A 16,262-nucleotide genomic window follows, 5' to 3' on the forward strand; every position below is an offset into this window, starting at 1 on the left:
GCCATGTTGAAGCGGCGTCGTTTCAAGCAGACCAAGACACTTCACCAGAGGCTCGAAGAGGAAGCCGCGCAATTGCGCGAGCATGCGCGCGCGCTCGCGCCGGGACGTCGCCGCGAAATGCTGCTGCGCCGCGCCCGGCAGGACGAGATGGCGATTCAGATCGAGGCCTGGCTGCATTCGCCCGGCCTGAGGGCGCCGACATGAGCGGGCAATACCGCGCTTATCTGGTCGGCGAAAACGGCGGCTTCTGTCTATGCCGCGCGCGACAGCTGCGCCGTCCGCTCGACCCGTGCTTCCAGCAAGGCGACCGAGGTCCGCAAGTTGTCGCGGCGCGCCCGCATATTCTGCGCCAGCATCGAATAAGTGGGGCTGCGAGGATCGGCATTGCCGGCATTGCGCTCCTCCTCGGCAATATCGCCGTCCAGCATCTGGATCCGCCAGTGCAGGTCGGAGATCAGAGCATGGAGCTGCAGGGACGCGGTCGCTTCAAAACGGGACGTTGACTGCATGTGATCGCCTCAATCTGAAACGGCCCGATGGGCCGGGCCGGATTAAGACGTCTCATAGCAAGAGGGATGCCAGCTTTTGAAGGAGACCCGAAAGGTCAAGCTTCCATCATTCCTCGGCCAGCTTCCGCTCGATATAGGCGTCAACCGTCTCGGCGAACGAGCGCTGCACGCCAACGGAGGTGACATGAAGCTCGAGCGCGTCCTGCTGGAGCACGCGCAGGCCGCGGCGGCGTGCGCTGACCGGAGCCATGGCGAGGTAATCGTCGATGGCATCGGTCGCCAGAGGGATGCCTTTCGGATCTCCCCGCGCGATCAGCAAACGCAGAAAGCTGAGGCAATCGGCCAGACCCGACATGGGTTCGCCTTCAGCCTTGCCGCGATTTCGGCTTGGGCTTGCTGACGGGCTGGGTATGGGTCCCGAACAGGGCCAGCAGCAACGCGACTTCTTCCTTCGAACCGATCTGGATCATGAGATGTCTCCTTATCGCTCCGTTGGTCGGGCCTGTCAGCGATGGAGTTCAGGTCGATCTGGTTTCAGGATTGTTTCAGGACAGTTTCGTCGCACGTCGCGGCGATGTCCTGTCTTCAGCTGCCCGGCTGCCAGCCGAAGATTGCACCGACCAGGCATAGCAGCGCACCGCCGGTCGTGCCGACCATCTGCATCCAATAACGGATCGGCATGATGTCGCGGTAAAACTCCTGCCGCGACCATCTCGACCAATCCCACCAGTCGTCGCTGACGAACAGGATCTTGCGCTCGACATAGCCGTACCAGGCCTTGCGGACGCAGTAGATGCCGAGCCCGAACGCAGCCAGACGATAGAGCAGATCAACAGCGGGGTTCATGCCAACATCCGGCCAAAGGTAACAGCCACCAAGGCAACATCTCTGCCTGTCTTGGTATCGCCGGAAGCGATGCGGGTTCAATTCGGCGACTGTCCCCCATCCGGGGATGAGATCATCCCCGCGCGCTCAGTGGAAGGCGGGTAGCTTTTGGCGCTGCGGCGGACATGGATCGGCAGGCAAAAAAGCGCCCGCCTCCGGAGTCTAAGGGAAGAACGGAGGGAACGTTGCCGCACCCAACGCTACGAGAGGCACCCGAAGGCGGGGCCGCAAAGGGCTTAAGTTTACCAACGGAGGACGACTGCAATATTTTCGCCGGCCTCCACCGCAAACGATACCAAGCCTCATGGAAGAGCTCAAGATCGGACCGGTGCCGGACTCATCCGGCTACAGGCAATTTAGCTTCGACATCGGAACTGAGTTTGAGATGCCGAGTTTTCCCGACACTGGATGAGGAACAAACGACGCGCACCCCCGGGAGGGTGGTTGGCTCCGATTTTTGCAAAAGCCGGGGCCTCTTCATTTGGAAAGCAGTTTAGGAACGATATCGCTACTACCAAGTTTTCCCGGTGCCCTTCCCAAAGGGTGACCCCAAGTCGGCCCCAGCTCCATCGCCCCCACTACGTGAGCTGGGGCTCTTTTTTGACACAAGCTGAGGCGGGGAGTTTGAAAGCGCGCGAACTTGTGTTCGACCTCTTCTCCCACGTCTAGCCGATTGCCTGGTGATGTGCTCAGCCGCAAGCAGCTTTAGGGCGAGCGTATGGGAATGCCTCAGGGCTGCAGCAGCGAGAGGAGCCTTTGGCGGTCTTGATCGCGCAGGCGCTGAGCTTCACGCAGCCGTTCCAGCTCCCTTTCAGCAGCCGAAGTATTCTCGCCTTCCTTTTTCAGGTCGAGCACCAGCCGCTCCTGTTCTGCAAGCCGACGCTCTCCCGCCACCACGTCGCTCTCGACACGGCTCAACTCATCATAGATCGAGGTTCTGTCCATCGAAGTGCTCCTCAGTGCAAGATCAACCCCGATCCGGATTTCACCGTTCCCTTTCTTATTGCCAAATTTCCCCGATGCTTTGCCGCGACGTCGGAAGACGAAAAACGACTCTTTGGAACGCCGCGTCATGGTAATGATTGACCAAAGAGCGAACTCTTCGGAGGAAGACGCGATGCGTTCGATTTTGGCCTTGAGCGTCCTGCTGAGCCTGTGCGGCGTCGCGAACGCGGCAAGCGTGCATCACGGGCACCACCGGCACGCGGCGGTTCGTCCCCATCACCACATGTACCCATCAGGCCGAGCTGACGGTTTTGCCTATGCACCGCGACAATATTATCGGTCCGCCAACCCCTGTGACCGGCCAGAACCATATTACGGCGCTTGCCAAGGTTACGCGCCCGGCGAAAAGCAGCAGTTTCTCGAGAGCGTGCTCAACCCTTATTAGTTGAGAGCCCGCAACCAGGAGCGGGAAGGTGCTGTCGCGCCGTCTGCGTCATGTCCGCGGAAGGGCGCGACTTAGAATCACATTCGCAGCGTCGCTTGCTGCCGGTGCGTCCGCCGCGCCAACCGTCTCGGCGCTCTTCGGTTCAGTTTCATTTGCAAACGCCTCACGCATCCAGCGAGGCCAGCCCGGCTCCTCCGACGGGGCAAGAGCAATTCACGATAAACCGAAGCGACTCCGGCGGGCGACGGGGGATCGCGCGCCAGAGCCGCCAGGAGAACCGGCTGATCGGCAGTACATCGGGACAAAACAAAGTCGGGACTGAAACTGAACGTTCCTATTTCCCCTTACGCCCGAGCTTGCGCTCGACCTTCTTCCGGCCGTTGCCGACCTTCTTGACCGCCTTCTTCACTGCCGACGCCGACTTGCGCGTCTTCTTTGCCTCATAGGCGACCTCGTATTTTTGTCCGCCGGCGACGCGGGCGCGATCCTGTTTCCGACCGCGAGCGGTCTGCTTCTTTGCTGCTGCCATGTTGCACCTCCTTGCACCGGAGAAACGCAAGGAGATTCAGTTGGTTCCTTTTGCCCCTGTTGTCGGCGACAGGAGCCGGAACGAATCCGCCTCGAACGATTCGAATCCGAAGTATCGGTTGCGTGGAGTTGGTCAGTGGCGTCCCAGCGTCAGCGGAAGTCGGCGGTGATCGGTATCAAGGCGCCCTTCCCCGGCTTTATCGAACCGGCCTTGGCATCCTCGATCGAGCGGGTGCCTTCAGGCGAAAGGTGGATTCACGAGATCAAGTTCGACGGTTACCGCGTCCAAGTCCATCTCGCCAACGAAGCGGTCAAAATCTTCACCCGGCGCGGTCATGACTGGACCAAGCGTTTCAAGAAGGTTGCCAATGATGCCTGGCACATCAAGGCCGGCACTGCAATCATCGATGGCGAGATCGTCGTCCCCGCGACCGATGGCACCACCGATTTCTCCGTCCTGCAAAACGAATTGAAAGGCAAGTCCAGCAAGATTGTGTTGGTCGCGTTCGACCTGCTCTATCTCGAGGGACGAGATCTCCGCCGCGAGCCACTCGTCCAGCGCAAGGCCGAACTCAAGAAGATCATCTCCGGCACCGACGTGCAATTCAGCGACAGCTTCGAGATCGAAGGCCGCGACATGTTTGCCCACGCCTGCAAGGTCGGACTCGAAGGCGTCGTCTCCAAGGTTCGCGACAGCATCTATGCCAGCGGCCGCGGCAATAACTGGGTCAAGAAAACCTGCGCCCAACGCGAGACGCTGACCATCGCGGGCTTTGCGCTTGATGAGGGCAAATGGGACGGCATCTATCTTGGTCGCCATCAGGGCGACGATCTGATCTATGCCGGCAAGGTGGACCACGGCTTCGACAAGACGTCGGCCGCCGAACTGCAGAAGCGCCTGCAGCCGCTCATTCGCAAGACGCAGCCCTACGCGAAGCGCATCGCGCACAAGGGCATCTGGGTCGAGCCGAAGCTGCTGGCGGAGATCGAGTACCGCGCCAAGTCTGCGGAGGGTAAGGTAAGGCATCCATTCTTTAAGGGATTGAGGGAGGACTTGTGATGCATGCGTTCGATCGCTGGTGAGCGTGGGCGGAGAAGCGCAGCGACGATCATTCGACGATTCCTGGCTAAATGACGCGGTGATGGAGTCGTCCCCGGAACAACGGCGAGACCGCATGAAAGTCAACGCAGCGGCAAGGGAAGCGGAGGCGCGTGATGAGGCTTAAATTTCGGAGCCGACGCAACACGCTTCCTTGACGATATCCAAGGCCGCGTAATAGTCCTGTGCCCAAGCATCGTATTCTTCGTTTGCGCCGTTGTTTGCGAGACTCGGGTCAAAGACGCATTAGGGCATGTCTGCCACGAGCATCTTCCATTCGTCCTCGGCCCTGTCCCCACGACATGGCGACACACGCGGCAGCAAAGCAGATTCGCCGACTGGGCGGGCTGGGCGTGCCAGAGCCGGCCGGCGCGCATCGAAGCGCCCCTTCGGGCCCTGCGCTCTCAGAAACAGGTCAATCTTTAATCGAATGCACCCCTGCGGACTCAGCGAGATGAAATCTCTTCGCGCCATGTTGACACATGTCCGTTCTCGCGTGAGGGAGCCATGTACTACATCGCTGGCTTATTGCTTGGGCTGTCGGGACTGTTCTATTCGGCGGGCCATCACGAGCTCGGCTCGTTCGGGGCCGATGTGTGCAGCTATGGCGGCCTGTTCTGCGACAGGCCGGGAGTCGTCTTCACCGGCGCGGCGCTCTCCGCCGCCTGGGGCATGTTCGTCAGCATCAAGTAGGGATCGCGGGTCACACCGCGAGCTCCTTGCGGACGGCGGCCGCTGAATTCCCCACCTTGTCGACGGCCTGTTGCAGCTCCTCCCTGGAGACGCCGAGCGCATGGCTCCAGTACTTGACCTCCCAGGCCTCGTGCATGTTGATCTTACTGCGATCCGGCTGCTCGCGCTTCGTCAGGCGATCCATTGCGACGTCCTCCTCAGAAAAGAAGAACGTCGCCACGCCCGCCCCGTTCCGAAGCAGAGCTGGGTGAAAATTCGTACAGCCAACCCGATTCGGAAAATCAGCTCAGACGTCGGGCCGCTGCAGCCTCGCCGCCAACGAAGCCAGCGGCGGACTTGATAAATGTTAGGTCGCGGGTGCGGTCGGGCTCGCCGCACTTAACATTTGTTGGGTTTGCCTCTTTTGCTAACGCATCGTCCACAATGTTGAGAGGCGGGAGCGGCATCATTTAACCTTTGTTGTCAACAGCACGCCGGAGTCTATGCTTTTTGGCCGTCACGCGCTCAGTCGCGTGGGGGACCGAGTGCCGTGACAAGCGACATAATCTGGGCGCCGCTGTTTCAGCGCCTGAAAACGACGACCGGCGCGGACGACAGGGATTTGGAAGCACTCGCCGCGCTGCCGTTCACGCTCCGCACCTTTCGTGAAAACCAGACCGTGCTGCGCGACGGCGAACAGCCGAGCGAATGCTGCCTGATCGCCGACGGCTTCTGCGTCCGCTCCAAGACGATCGTGGACGGCAGGCGCCAGATCCTCTCGATCCACATTCCCGGCGACCTGCCGAACCTGCAGAACCTCCACTTCCCCACCGTCGACCACGACCTGATCGCGCTGTCCGATTGCACGCTGGCCTTCATCGCCCACAAGGCGCTGAACGACCTCATCGGCCAGCGATCCGGTGTTGGCGACATGTTCTGGCGCGACACGCTGGTGGATGCCGCGGTGTCGCGGGAATGGATCGTCAATGTCGGACAGCGCCCGACCCACAACCGGCTTGCCCATCTGATCGTCGAGCTGCGCGAACGGCTGCGCCTGATCGGCCGCGTGATCGACAATACCTTCGAAATCCCGCTGACCCAGGAGCAGTTCGGCGAAGCCATGGGCGTGACGAGCGTGCACACCAACCGCATCCTGCGCGAACTACGGATCGACGGCGTGCTGGAGCTTCAGCGCGGCACGGTGCGGATCCTCAACGAGCACAAGCTGCAGGAGCTCGCCCAGTTCGACGGCCGCTATCTGCAGATGTGGCCGTCGTCCTAGAAGCATGCTCCGGAGAAAGTCTCGGACCGCCGCAAGCGGGCGTCATGGCCTGTTCTTGAAGTCGAGGTAGGCCCGCCAGAACCGGCCATGGAACTTTCCGGCCATGATCGCGCTTAAACCTTGAATTCGCAATTTCCGGAAGGTGAGCCCTGTCGAACCGATCCAAACTTCAAGCGTCCAGCGCCGCCGCTCCGACAAAGGCGGCGCCGACGCTGCTGCAACGGCTCGGGCCGGGCCTGATCACGGGAGCGGCCGACGACGATCCGTCGGGCATCGCCACCTATTCCCAAGCCGGTGCGCAGTTCGGTTACGGTCTGCTCTGGACGGTATTCCTGACCACGCCGTTCATGATCGCCATTCAGCTGGTCAGCGCGCAAATCGGTCGGGTCACCGGCAAGGGACTCGCGGCGAATGTAAAAGAGCTCGCTCCGCGCTGGATCGTGATGGCCCTTGTGGGGCTGCTCGTTGCCGCGAACACCTTCAACATCGCCGCCGATATCGCCGCGATGGCGGAGGCGCTCTCGCTAGTCATCGGCGGGCTCAACCACGAGCATGCGTTGATCTTCGCGGCCGGCTCGACCTTGCTCCAGGTCTTCCTGCCCTATCGCCGCTACTCGCCGGTGCTGAAATTCCTGACATTGACACTGTTTGCCTATGTCGCGACCGCGTTCACGGTGGAGATTCCGTGGAGCACCGCGCTGCTGTCGGCGGTATGGCCGAAGGCGAATGTCAGCGCCGATTATTTCATGATGGTGGTCGCCGTGCTCGGCACCACCATCAGCCCCTATCTATTTTTTTGGCAGGCCTCCCAGGAGGTCGAGGAAATGAACCTTGGCAAACGCGACCGACCGCTCCGCGAGGAGACGCGACGCGGCGGCGATCCCGAGCTCACGCGCATCAGGGTCGATACGACGCTCGGTATGCTGCTGTCGAACGGCATCGCCTTCTTCATCATCCTGACCACGGCCTCGGTGCTGAACGCCAACGGTGTCACCAACATCAACTCGGCGACGCAAGCGGCCGAAGCGCTGCGGCCGCTCGCCGGCGACTTCACCTTCGCGCTGTTCGCGCTCGGCATCATCGGCACGGGCCTGCTGGCAATTCCGGTGCTGGCTGGCTCGGCGGCTTATGGCGTGGCGGAAATCTTCGGCTGGCGCGCGACGCTGGAGGCAAGGCCGGAGAAGGCGGTCGGCTTCTATACCATCATCGCGGCCGCGACCATCATCGGCTTCGGGCTCGGCTTTACCGGGATCGACTCGATCCACATGCTGGTGTGGAGCGCCGTGCTCAACGGCATCGTTGCGGTCCCCATCATGGCGATGATGATGGTGATCGTCTCGAGCAGGGCGATCATGGGCCGCTTCAAGGCGAGAAGCTGGCTGATCGCACTGGGCTGGCTCGGCACCGCGCTGATGGCGCTGGCCGTCCTCGCCCTGCTCGGCTCGTCGCTGATAAGCTAGACCGGCGACAGTGCCGCCGATATCTGCGAGGCGATGATGAAGGCCGCAATCACGGCCGGCACACTGATGAACCGCAAGAATTGGTCGACTGAAAGCATTGTTGTCTCCCCAAAGGCAAAGCGCCCTCGCTCGTGCGCGCTACTTCACCCCTTGCGCGACGTGCTGATCAGGCTGTGAGCAACCGATCGGAAATGGCGGCCCCGCTCTCATCGTGAGCAGCGCCAGAACCGAAATCATGGCTAAGAACTGCATGCGTCCTTGATCGGGTCCGATTGTAGCCAAAAAAGTCAGGGCTTGGCGCATTTTCGGAAAATCCAAACATCATGCCCTCGATTCTACGGGCCTCCTGCCAGAAGGCCCAAAATTCGATGGCTGGGCAAGCATTTGCGGGCTTCACCGCACTCAGTCGTTAGCCTAACAATTGTGGCTGGGCCGGAGCTTGCGACCGGGACCACAAAACCAATAACGCCCTTGCCGGGCGACAGGGAGCGACATGGCAAAATCATCAAAAGCAACAAGTCTCGAGATCCTTGCCTGTGATGCAGGCTGGAGAAACTATCACTTCGTCAAGGTGACGACGGAAGACGGCCTCGTCGGCTGGAGCGAGTTTGACGAGGGTTTTGGCTCGCCGGGCGTCAGTGCGGCGATCCAGCGCCTGTCGGCGCGCGTGATCGGCCAGGATGTCTTCCAGCATGAGCGTATCCATGCCGAGCTGTTTGCCGCCACCCGCCCTGCCGCTGGCGGCGTCGTGGCGCAGGCGCTTGGCGCGATCGAGAATGCGTTGCTTGACGCCAAGGCCAAGTGCCTGGGCGTGCCCTGCTATGAGCTTCTCGGCGGCAAGATCCGCGACCGCGTCAGGGTCTATTGGTCCCACTGCGCCACCTGGCGGATCAATCATCCCTCCTGGTACAAGCCGCCGATCGAAAATCTCGACGACGTCAAGGCCATGGGGCGTGAGGTGCGCGAGAAGAAATTCACCGCGCTAAAGACCAACATCTTTTCCTATGATGACGGCAAACCCACGGGCTGGCGGCCCGGCTTCGGCTCGCCCTTCGCGCCCGAGATCAATGTCGACCGCAAGATCCTGCGCGACCTGCGCATGCATCTCGAGGCAATCCGCGACGGCGCGGGCCCTGATGTCGACATCTTGCTCGACTGCAATTTCAACGCCAAGACCGAAGGCTATTTGAAGATCCTGCGCGAGATCGCCGATCTCGACATGTTCTGGATCGAGATCGACAGCTTTAATCCCGAGGCCCTCGGCTACATCCGCCGGCAGAGCCCGCATCCGATCTCATCCTGCGAAACGCTGCTTGGCTTGCGCGAATTCCTCCCCTATTTCCGCGAGCAGGCAATGGACGTCGCCATCATCGACACGCCCTGGAATGGTGTGTGGCAGTCGATGAAGATCGCCTCAGCCGCGGAAGCCTTCGAGGTCAACGTCGCGCCGCATAATTTCTACGGTCACCTCTGCTCGATGATGAACGCGCATTTCTGCGCGGCTGTGCCGAACCTGCGCATCATGGAGATCGACATCGACCGCCTCGCCTGGGATCGCGAACTGTTCACGCACGAGCCGGACATCCAGAACGGCCATCTGATCATTCCGGATAGGCCCGGCTGGGGCACCGAGCCCAACGAGGAGGCGCTTCGCGCGCATCGACAGGCGGGCTCCTCAGTTACGGCCGCAAGAGCTGACGCATGATCCGGACCCGAAGGGCCGCGTTAGCGCAAAGTGTGAAGCGAAAAGCATGCTCAAGCAATATCCTGAAGCGGGATGACGATTCGTCCTAATCTCATCGCGCTTTAAGGTGTCACCGGATTGACGGTTGGGGATGTCTTCGGCCCCGGCCGTTCCGGTTCGATTGGCGATTTGGGTTCGGTGGGAAGCACCTTGGCGCCCGCCGCGCGGGCGGCTTCGCCTGTGGTCGCATACATCGCGGCATAAGCCGGCTGGGTCTTGGCGCGACTCCACGGCCCGTGGTCAACGATCAGCATCGCAGCAATCGTTCCAGCGGCCACGATCATCGCGATCACGCCGGGGTGCCGAAGTGCTATTGAGATGGAGTTTGCGAAGCGAGGTGTTGCCATCGGAGAATCTGCACCATTCCTCTCGTGGATCAACGCAAAGCTCGCCCGACGAGTTCCGGGCCCGGATAAGCAAGTTCCGAGCCGATGCGAAGGGAACTAACAGGCGCTCTGCTCAGCGCTTGACGTCGGGCCGGGCGTCGCCGACGAATTTATCGCGGTTCGGCATTTTGATCGCGGCGAGCGACTTGGCATCGAGTATGGCATCATCTCGCACCAATCCATTCAAGTTCAGGATGTAGGCCGACACCGCGTACACGTCATCATTGCTGAGCGATTGCGGCGCGTTCTGCGGCATCGCGCGGCGAATGTAGTCAAACAGTGTCGGCGCATAAGGCCAGTAACTCCCGACCGTCCGGATCGGCCTTGGTGTCCCGATTGTGCCTTGTCCGCCAACGAGCCGGTCGCCAATAGCGCCCTCGCCCTTCTCGCCATGGCACGAGGCGCATTGTTGAGCAAATACATCACGTCCCTGGCTGACCGAACCGCGGCCTGCCGGCAGATTGCTGCCGTCACGTCCGACATCGATATTCCAGCCGGCAATCTCCGCTGCGGTGGCCTGCCGCCCAATGCCATAGGTGCCTTGCGCCTGCGCACTGCTCGCCCAGATCAAGAATACGAGAACAACGCCGCAGATCTCACGCCAGCGCATTGGTCACCTCCCCGTCGGCACTGATGCGCCAGGGCCAGATTGCATTGTTGTGGTAGAAATAGTTCTCGCCGCGTACTGCAAGCAGCTCGGCGAGCGTCGGCTGCACATAGCCGGTCTCGTCGACCGCACGGCTCTGGATCACCGCCGGCTTGCCGTCCCATCGCCAGGGCAAGCGGAAGCGCGTGAGCGCGCGCGTCAGCACCGGCTCGTGCACCAGAGCATCCTGCCAACTCTTGCCGTCATCGACCGACACCTCGACTCGCTGGATCTTGCCGTGGCCGCTCCAGGCGATTCCGGTGATTTCGTGGAAACCTGTTGCGTTGAGGCGCTGTCCACCCGAGGGACGGGTGATGATCGACTTCGCCTCCATGTAGAAAGAGAACTCACGCGCCGTGCCATCAGGCAGAAGATCGGTGTATTTCGAGGTCTCTTCGCGCGAGTAAGCGGGCTCCGCCGTCACGTGCAGGCGCCGCAGCCATTTCACATTCATATTGCCCTCGAAGCCAGGCAATAGCAGACGCAACGGATACCCCTGCTGCGGGCGCAGCCGCTCGCCGTTCTGGCTATAGACGAGCATGGCATCCTCGAGGCATTTCTCGATAGGGATGCTGCGGGTCAGCGCGGCGGCATCGGCGCCTTCGGCGATGATCCATTTGGCCTCCGGCTTCAGCCCAGCTTCCTGAAGCACCAGTTTCAGGCTCACGCCCGTCCATTCCGCACAGCTTAGCAGACCCACGAGGTCCGACGCGGTCCTGCCATAGGGCTTGGTGTAACCGGGATTGCCGGAGCATTCGAGAAAATGAATGCGCGATTCCGACGGAAAACGCCTGAGATCGTCCATCGTGAAGATCAGAGGGCGCTCCACGAGACCGTGAAGCATCAAGCGGTGCTGCGCCGGATCGATGGTCGGCACACCGCCGTGGTGGCGCTCGTAGAACAGCCCGTTCGGCGTGATGATGCCATCGAGATCCTGCAACGGCGTGCGGCCGGACGCGGAGATGTACTGTTTGAGGTTCTTCGAGATGTTCTTGACGACGCCCTTCTCGAACGGCGACGGCGCACCATAGGGCTGGCTCCCCATGGGGTCGCCGGGCACCTTCATCCAATCGGGCACGTTGGGCGGAAGGTTGTCCGTCTCCGCCGCCGTCGACGCACCAGCTCCAAGGACAACGCCGCTCGCCGCGGCGCCGCCACTTTGCAGGAAGCGTCGGCGTGTGGTCCCGACGGGTTTGTCGCTTGTGCGGATCTTGTTGCTCATGGCGGGCCCTTGGCTGAAGCTCGGCCCGCATGAAACCTGCCGCGAAGCGCGTTTGCAATCCGCGCGCATTTCAAAAGCAGGCGATTTCGATCAAGACTGGTCTAGTTTCACCGGCCGTGACAGCAGTTCCATTCCGTGCAGCGCACAAACGGTGCGTGCGTCACTCGCCCGGCGCGATCGCGTTGCTGGGCGTCGGCCGATCGGTGATCTGCTGGCCGAACAGGCTGCCAATCAGTTCGACCGCGGTGCGCGCGGTGCGCCCGCGCTCGTCCAGGAACGGGTTGAGCTCGACGATGTCGACCGATCCCACCACCCCGGAATCATGCAGCAACTCCATGATCAGATGCGCCTCGCGATAGGTCGCGCCTCCCGGCACCGTGGTGCCGACCCCGGGCGCGACGCAGGGATCGAGAAAATCGACATCGAAGCTGACATGCAGCACGCCGTTGTCAGCCTTGACGCGCTCGATCACGCGCCGGGTCAGCACTGCAACGCCGAACTCGTCGATCTGGCGCATGTCGACGACCCTGATCCGGCGGGCGCGCATCAGCTCCTTTTCGAGCTTGTCGATTGACCGCGCGCCGAACAGATCGAGCCTCCCAGGATCAATCGAGGCACGCGCATCATCGCCCAGGAGGCCATCGAGGCCTGCCTCGCCGCACAGGAACGCGGCCGACATACCGTGCATGTTGGCTGTAATCGTCGTCTCGGGCGTGTTGTAGTCGGCATGCGCGTCGAGCCAAAGCACGAACAGATCGCGTCCGTGCTCACGCCAATGGCGCGCCATGGCGTTGACCGATCCCATCGACAAGGTGTGATCGCCTCCCAGGAAGATTGGCAATGCGCCGGTTTGCGCGATTTCATAGCCGCGACGGCTGAGCACTCGCGTCCAGCGCTGGATTTCGCGGTAATGATTGGCCTTTGCCGGCGGCCTGTCGGCGAGATCCCTGATCTCGGCCACCGAGAGATCGCCATAATCGACGACTTCGAAATCCAGGCTTTCGAGCAGGGTTGCAAGGCCGGCGGTCCGCAGCGCGGCGGGGCCCATCAAGGTGCCGCGCTGCGAGGCGCCCATGTCGATGGGCGCGCCCAGCAACGCGATGCGCCGGGCTCGATCCGTGATGGTTCGATCGGTCACGGCAATCTCCTGAGGTCAGCAAGGCTGCACTAGCGTAACAGAGATTCGCATCCGGCGTTTCACGGGGAGCCGGAACAAATTCCCGCGCGCGGCATTTTCCCACCAAGGCCGGTACCCGCCGTTCAAGACGGCGCCTGTCGCGGATAGCCAAAGGCCCTCGGGCCCGCTGTTCAAAACGAGCGCACGCGCGGATAGCCAAAGGTACCGGTCTCAGTTCTTCCGTCAGGTCTGGAGGTCGCGAGCTTGAGCCCGGACATACCGCAGCCCAATCCTCAGCCCGGCATGGCCGAGCGCGCCATCGATGTAGCGACCGACGTGTCGCACACCATCGGCGAGGTCGCAGGAGGCTTGCATGCCGCCGTCGATCGCCTCACTTACGCGATCGACGAAGCGCGAAAGCCGGGCCGGCCGCTTTCGACGGTGGCGGCGATCACGCGCGAAGCCCCCCTGGCCAGCCTGTTCGTCGCATTCCTCTTTGGCGTCGCAATCGCGCGCCGGCGCTGACGATCGGTTCAGGCGGCGCTGAAGGCTTCGAGCTCGGCCGCCAAGAAGGTCTTTTCGAACGCGTCGGCAGGCATCGGGCGACCGAAGAAATAGCCTTGCCCTTCCTCGCATCCCATACCGACCAGGAAGTCGGCCGTCGCGCGGTTCTCGATTCCTTCGGCAACAACCGTCAGGCCGAGCTGCTTGCTGAGGCCGATGGTCGAGCCGACAATGGCGGCATCGTCGGAATCGGCGAGCAGATCGATCACAAAAGAGCGGTCAATCTTGAGCCCGTCGAGGGGAAATTTCTTCAGGTAGCTCAGGCTTGCATAGCCCGTTCCGAAATCGTCGAACAGAATGCGTACGCCGAGTTGCTGGATGCGCTTGAACATGTCGAGCACCCGGACCTCGTCGTGCAGCAGGATGTCCTCGGTAACTTCGATCTCGAGCAGCGAGGGAGTAAGTCCCGTCGTTCTCAGCAGCTCCGCAACGGAATGCGCGAGATCGCCGGACTGGAGCTGCGATGGCGAGAGGTTGATTGCGACGCGGACCGCATTTCCCGACAATTCCCACGCGCGCGCCTGCCGGCCAGCGGTCTCCATCACCCAGCCCGCGATCCGCTCGGACAGTGCCGAGGTGTTGACCACAGGCATGAACTCGCCGGGCGAGACGTAGCCGCGCACCGGGTGACGCCAGCGGATCAACGCTTCGGCTCCGACTAGGCTGCCGTCGATCAGGCGGACCTGGGGCTGATAGAACAGCTCGAACTCGCCGCGATCCGCGGCAAGCGCCAGTTCGCTCTCCAGCGCCAGCCGGCTTTCCAGCTCCTGCCTGATCGCGCTTTCGAAGATCACATGACCTCCGCGCCGCGTCAGCTTCGCCTTGGTGAGCGCAAGATGGCTGTTGCCAAGGAGATCGTCCGCGTTCTGTCCACCGTCGGGGTAGACGGCAACACCCATGCTGATCCTGACGCGGTGCTGGCGCGTACCCGTTGCGAGCGGCGCATCGAACGCGCGCACGATCCGCTCGGCGAACGCGGCCATAGGCTCGCCAACGGCGGCGCAATCCAGAGCAATCGCGAACTCGTCACCGCTGAGCCTGGCGACGAGCGCTTTGCCGTCGACTTCGGCCCGCAGGCGCTCGGCCACCGCCCGCAGTACGAGGTCGCCGGCTGCATGTCCCAGCATGTCGTTGATCTGCTGGAAGCCATCTAGTCCGAGCACGAGCAATGCGACCTCGGAGGACCGCCGCTCCGCAGCAGCGATTAGACCGACGAGGCCGGCGTGCAGCGTGTTGCGGTTGGCAAGTCCAGTCAGCGCATCGTATTCGGCGAGATATCTGACACGTTCGGCCTCGCGCTTGCGCACCGAGATGTCGCGCAAGATCGCGCCATACTGGAAGCCGTCCATTCCCTGCCAGCCCGAAAAGCTCGCCTCGACCGGAAAGGTTTCGCCGTTCTTGCGTCGTCCTTCGAACTCGACGACCACGGCGCCGCCGGGGACCAGCAACGCCTGCCGCGCCGCGTCTCGGATCGCGAAGCCCTTCGCGCCGGCTTCCGCCGGAATCGCGCAAAGCGTTTCGAACGGGTGACCGATGATTTCGGTCGGCATATAGCCAAAGATCGCGCTTGCACCGGGATTCCAGACCGTGATCCGATGATGTTCATCGGTGCAGACCAGACCATCACCGAGTGACATCGCAATACGGTGGAATCGGCTTTCGGCGATGCGCCCCAAAAGGCTGCGGAAGTCGATCTCGTCCAGCGCGATGGCTGCCAGATAGGCGATGATCGCGATGTGGAAGAGCGAGGTGTCGATGATGAGCGGCCAACGCTGCTGCACCAGGACCGCAGCCAGTTCGATACTGGCGCCGGCTGCAACCAGGATGGCGACGCTTGCGCCGGGCGCGACACGGCGCCATGAATACATCATCAGCAGACAGATCGCAGCAAGGCCGGCAATCATGCCGACATCGGACGTCCAGCGCAGCATACGGTTCTGAAGGACCGATTCTGCCGCCAATGCCTGGAGCACAGGTCCCGCGATGATGCGGCCGTTGGGAACGCTGAACCGGTCCCCCAGTTCGAGTGCGGTAGCACCGACGATGACCTTCTTGTCCCTGAGCTTATCGAGCGCGGCGGCGTCACCCCGCAGCACGTCGACATAAGAAACAACCGGAATAGATCCTGCCCGAATGCTGAAGTCGATCAGGAAAGGCGGACGCCGGTCGACGTTCTGCCCGGCCAAGACGACCGCCATCGACGGCATCTGCGCATCGCCGAGTTTCTCTCCGACCGGGTAGCGGCGAACCAGTCCATCAGATTCAACCGCGACATTGACGACGGCCGGCCATGACTGTCTGCTGAACGGCTTGAGGGGACGATTGATGTGAACCGCGCCGCCATTTGGCGTGGGCTGCTTGAAGGACGGCAGGATCGTCGAGCCGCCGACCTTCCGAAGCGCGGTGAGGAAAGAATCGTCGGAGGCTGGATCCGAGGGCGTACTGAAATCGATGTCGAAAGCTATGTCCTGCGCGCCGGCAGCCTCGAGCCTGTGCAGGAGGTCGGCGTGCAGACTGCGCGGCCAGGGCCATACGCCGATCTGATCGATCGAGGGGGCATCGATGGCCACCACGACGACGCTACCGGTGGCGGAACGCGACTGCCAGGCAAAGCGCAAATCGGTGAGCGCGTTGCGCAGCGCGCCGTGCCATCCCGTGGATAGCACGACCGCCAGCGCGATCACGACAAGAATATGCGGCCGATAGCGTTTCACCCGATCCTCCCGCGCACCCGCTCTCGCGCGGGCGCGCCCCCATC

17 protein-coding genes and 1 pseudogene are annotated in these 16,262 nt (G+C 62.1%); 7 read left to right on the forward strand and 11 right to left on the reverse strand.

What is annotated here, in order from left to right; genetic code table 11:
* Nucleotides 1-3 precede the first annotated feature (3 nt).
* Nucleotides 4-204, forward strand: coding sequence for a hypothetical protein (locus HYH07_RS02555; protein ID WP_220000988.1), 201 nt, complete (start codon nucleotides 4-6; stop codon nucleotides 202-204).
* Between the two features lie 47 nt (nucleotides 205-251).
* Here the strand turns inward: HYH07_RS02555 and HYH07_RS02560 are convergent, their stop codons facing one another.
* From HYH07_RS02560 to HYH07_RS02580, 5 genes are all read right to left on the reverse strand, one after another.
* Nucleotides 252-509: a hypothetical protein gene (locus HYH07_RS02560; RefSeq protein WP_220000989.1), complete on the reverse strand. Its 258-nt coding sequence runs from the start codon at nucleotides 507-509 to the stop codon at nucleotides 252-254.
* Nucleotides 510-615: 106 nt separating this feature from the next.
* Complete coding sequence (locus HYH07_RS02565; protein WP_220000990.1) at nucleotides 616-864, reverse strand: hypothetical protein; 249 nt, start codon at nucleotides 862-864, stop codon at nucleotides 616-618.
* Nucleotides 865-1,094: 230 nt separating this feature from the next.
* On the reverse strand, nucleotides 1,095-1,355 hold the full coding sequence (locus HYH07_RS02570) for a hypothetical protein (RefSeq protein ID WP_220000991.1): 261 nt from the start codon (nucleotides 1,353-1,355) through the stop codon (nucleotides 1,095-1,097).
* Between the two features lie 768 nt (nucleotides 1,356-2,123).
* Entirely contained in the window at nucleotides 2,124-2,468 is a 345-nt protein-coding gene (locus HYH07_RS36230) for a hypothetical protein (RefSeq protein ID WP_228749177.1), read from the reverse strand.
* Nucleotides 2,469-3,118: 650 nt separating this feature from the next.
* Complete coding sequence (locus HYH07_RS02580) at nucleotides 3,119-3,313, reverse strand: DUF3606 domain-containing protein (RefSeq protein WP_220000992.1); 195 nt, start codon at nucleotides 3,311-3,313, stop codon at nucleotides 3,119-3,121.
* Nucleotides 3,314-3,448: 135 nt separating this feature from the next.
* Here HYH07_RS02580 and ligD point away from each other — a divergent pair, with 135 nt between their 5' ends.
* Entirely contained in the window at nucleotides 3,449-4,372 is a 924-nt protein-coding gene (gene ligD / locus HYH07_RS02585; protein WP_220000993.1) for a non-homologous end-joining DNA ligase, read from the forward strand.
* A gap of 546 nt (nucleotides 4,373-4,918) precedes the next feature.
* Entirely contained in the window at nucleotides 4,919-5,104 is a 186-nt protein-coding gene (locus HYH07_RS02590; RefSeq protein ID WP_220000994.1) for a hypothetical protein, read from the forward strand.
* Nucleotides 5,105-5,114: 10 nt separating this feature from the next.
* Here the strand turns inward: HYH07_RS02590 and HYH07_RS02595 are convergent, their stop codons facing one another.
* The gene (locus HYH07_RS02595; RefSeq protein WP_220000995.1) at nucleotides 5,115-5,288 is read right to left on the reverse strand and encodes a DUF3606 domain-containing protein; all 174 of its coding nucleotides are present in this window, start codon (nucleotides 5,286-5,288) and stop codon (nucleotides 5,115-5,117) included.
* A 345-nt stretch (nucleotides 5,289-5,633) separates the two neighbouring features.
* On the opposite strand from HYH07_RS02595, the gene HYH07_RS02600 reads away from it, so the two are divergent.
* From HYH07_RS02600 to HYH07_RS02610, 3 genes and pseudogenes are all read left to right on the forward strand, one after another.
* Complete coding sequence (locus tag HYH07_RS02600; protein ID WP_220000996.1) at nucleotides 5,634-6,365, forward strand: Crp/Fnr family transcriptional regulator; 732 nt, start codon at nucleotides 5,634-5,636, stop codon at nucleotides 6,363-6,365.
* 212 nt (nucleotides 6,366-6,577) lie between these two features.
* Nucleotides 6,578-7,825 carry an NRAMP family divalent metal transporter gene (locus HYH07_RS02605; protein WP_220001205.1) on the forward strand — a complete coding sequence of 416 codons (1,248 nt, stop codon included), beginning with the start codon at nucleotides 6,578-6,580 and terminating at the stop codon, nucleotides 7,823-7,825.
* A 493-nt stretch (nucleotides 7,826-8,318) separates the two neighbouring features.
* Nucleotides 8,319-9,523, forward strand: a pseudogene (locus HYH07_RS02610) (mandelate racemase/muconate lactonizing enzyme family protein).
* A 108-nt stretch (nucleotides 9,524-9,631) separates the two neighbouring features.
* Here HYH07_RS02610 and HYH07_RS02615 read toward each other — a convergent pair.
* The 4 genes from HYH07_RS02615 to rocF form a co-directional block, all read right to left on the reverse strand.
* Entirely contained in the window at nucleotides 9,632-9,916 is a 285-nt protein-coding gene (locus tag HYH07_RS02615; RefSeq protein ID WP_220001206.1) for a hypothetical protein, read from the reverse strand.
* Nucleotides 9,917-10,028: 112 nt separating this feature from the next.
* The gene (locus HYH07_RS02620; protein WP_220000997.1) at nucleotides 10,029-10,565 is read right to left on the reverse strand and encodes a c-type cytochrome; all 537 of its coding nucleotides are present in this window, start codon (nucleotides 10,563-10,565) and stop codon (nucleotides 10,029-10,031) included.
* Nucleotides 10,552-11,823 (reverse strand): sulfite dehydrogenase, encoded by a 1,272-nt coding sequence (soxC, locus tag HYH07_RS02625; protein ID WP_220000998.1) that lies wholly within the window; start codon nucleotides 11,821-11,823, stop codon nucleotides 10,552-10,554. The genes HYH07_RS02620 and soxC overlap by 14 nt, the downstream gene beginning before the upstream one ends.
* 160 nt (nucleotides 11,824-11,983) lie before the next feature.
* Nucleotides 11,984-12,961, reverse strand: a complete 978-nt coding sequence (gene rocF, locus HYH07_RS02630; RefSeq protein ID WP_220000999.1) for an arginase — start codon at nucleotides 12,959-12,961, stop codon at nucleotides 11,984-11,986.
* 243 nt (nucleotides 12,962-13,204) lie between these two features.
* Here rocF and HYH07_RS02635 point away from each other — a divergent pair, with 243 nt between their 5' ends.
* Nucleotides 13,205-13,465, forward strand: a complete 261-nt coding sequence (locus HYH07_RS02635) for a hypothetical protein (protein WP_220001000.1) — start codon at nucleotides 13,205-13,207, stop codon at nucleotides 13,463-13,465.
* 8 nt (nucleotides 13,466-13,473) lie between these two features.
* Here HYH07_RS02635 and HYH07_RS02640 read toward each other — a convergent pair whose 3' ends face one another.
* Nucleotides 13,474-16,218 (reverse strand): EAL domain-containing protein, encoded by a 2,745-nt coding sequence (locus HYH07_RS02640; RefSeq protein ID WP_220001001.1) that lies wholly within the window; start codon nucleotides 16,216-16,218, stop codon nucleotides 13,474-13,476.
* Nucleotides 16,219-16,262 lie beyond the last annotated feature (44 nt).

Origin of the sequence: Bradyrhizobium sp. BR 10261 (assembly GCF_019455395.1) — a bacterium.
GTDB classification, from domain to species: Bacteria; Pseudomonadota; Alphaproteobacteria; order Rhizobiales; family Xanthobacteraceae; genus Bradyrhizobium; species Bradyrhizobium manausense.

What these genes read in the sequence shown, in the direction of transcription:
- HYH07_RS02555 (WP_220000988.1), top strand. Translation starts at nt 4, where the DNA reads ATGTTGAAGCGGCGTCGTTTCAAGCAGACCAAGACACTTCACCAGAGG.
- HYH07_RS02560 (WP_220000989.1), bottom strand. Translation starts at nt 509, where the DNA reads ATGCAGTCAACGTCCCGTTTTGAAGCGACCGCGTCCCTGCAGCTCCAT.
- HYH07_RS02565 (WP_220000990.1), bottom strand. Translation starts at nt 864, where the DNA reads ATGTCGGGTCTGGCCGATTGCCTCAGCTTTCTGCGTTTGCTGATCGCG.
- HYH07_RS02570 (WP_220000991.1), bottom strand. Translation starts at nt 1,355, where the DNA reads ATGAACCCCGCTGTTGATCTGCTCTATCGTCTGGCTGCGTTCGGGCTC.
- HYH07_RS36230 (WP_228749177.1), bottom strand. Translation starts at nt 2,468, where the DNA reads ATGACGCGGCGTTCCAAAGAGTCGTTTTTCGTCTTCCGACGTCGCGGC.
- HYH07_RS02580 (WP_220000992.1), bottom strand. Translation starts at nt 3,313, where the DNA reads ATGGCAGCAGCAAAGAAGCAGACCGCTCGCGGTCGGAAACAGGATCGC.
- HYH07_RS02590 (WP_220000994.1), top strand. Translation starts at nt 4,919, where the DNA reads ATGTACTACATCGCTGGCTTATTGCTTGGGCTGTCGGGACTGTTCTAT.
- HYH07_RS02595 (WP_220000995.1), bottom strand. Translation starts at nt 5,288, where the DNA reads ATGGATCGCCTGACGAAGCGCGAGCAGCCGGATCGCAGTAAGATCAAC.
- HYH07_RS02615 (WP_220001206.1), bottom strand. Translation starts at nt 9,916, where the DNA reads ATGGCAACACCTCGCTTCGCAAACTCCATCTCAATAGCACTTCGGCAC.
- HYH07_RS02620 (WP_220000997.1), bottom strand. Translation starts at nt 10,565, where the DNA reads ATGCGCTGGCGTGAGATCTGCGGCGTTGTTCTCGTATTCTTGATCTGG.
- soxC (WP_220000998.1), bottom strand. Translation starts at nt 11,823, where the DNA reads ATGAGCAACAAGATCCGCACAAGCGACAAACCCGTCGGGACCACACGC.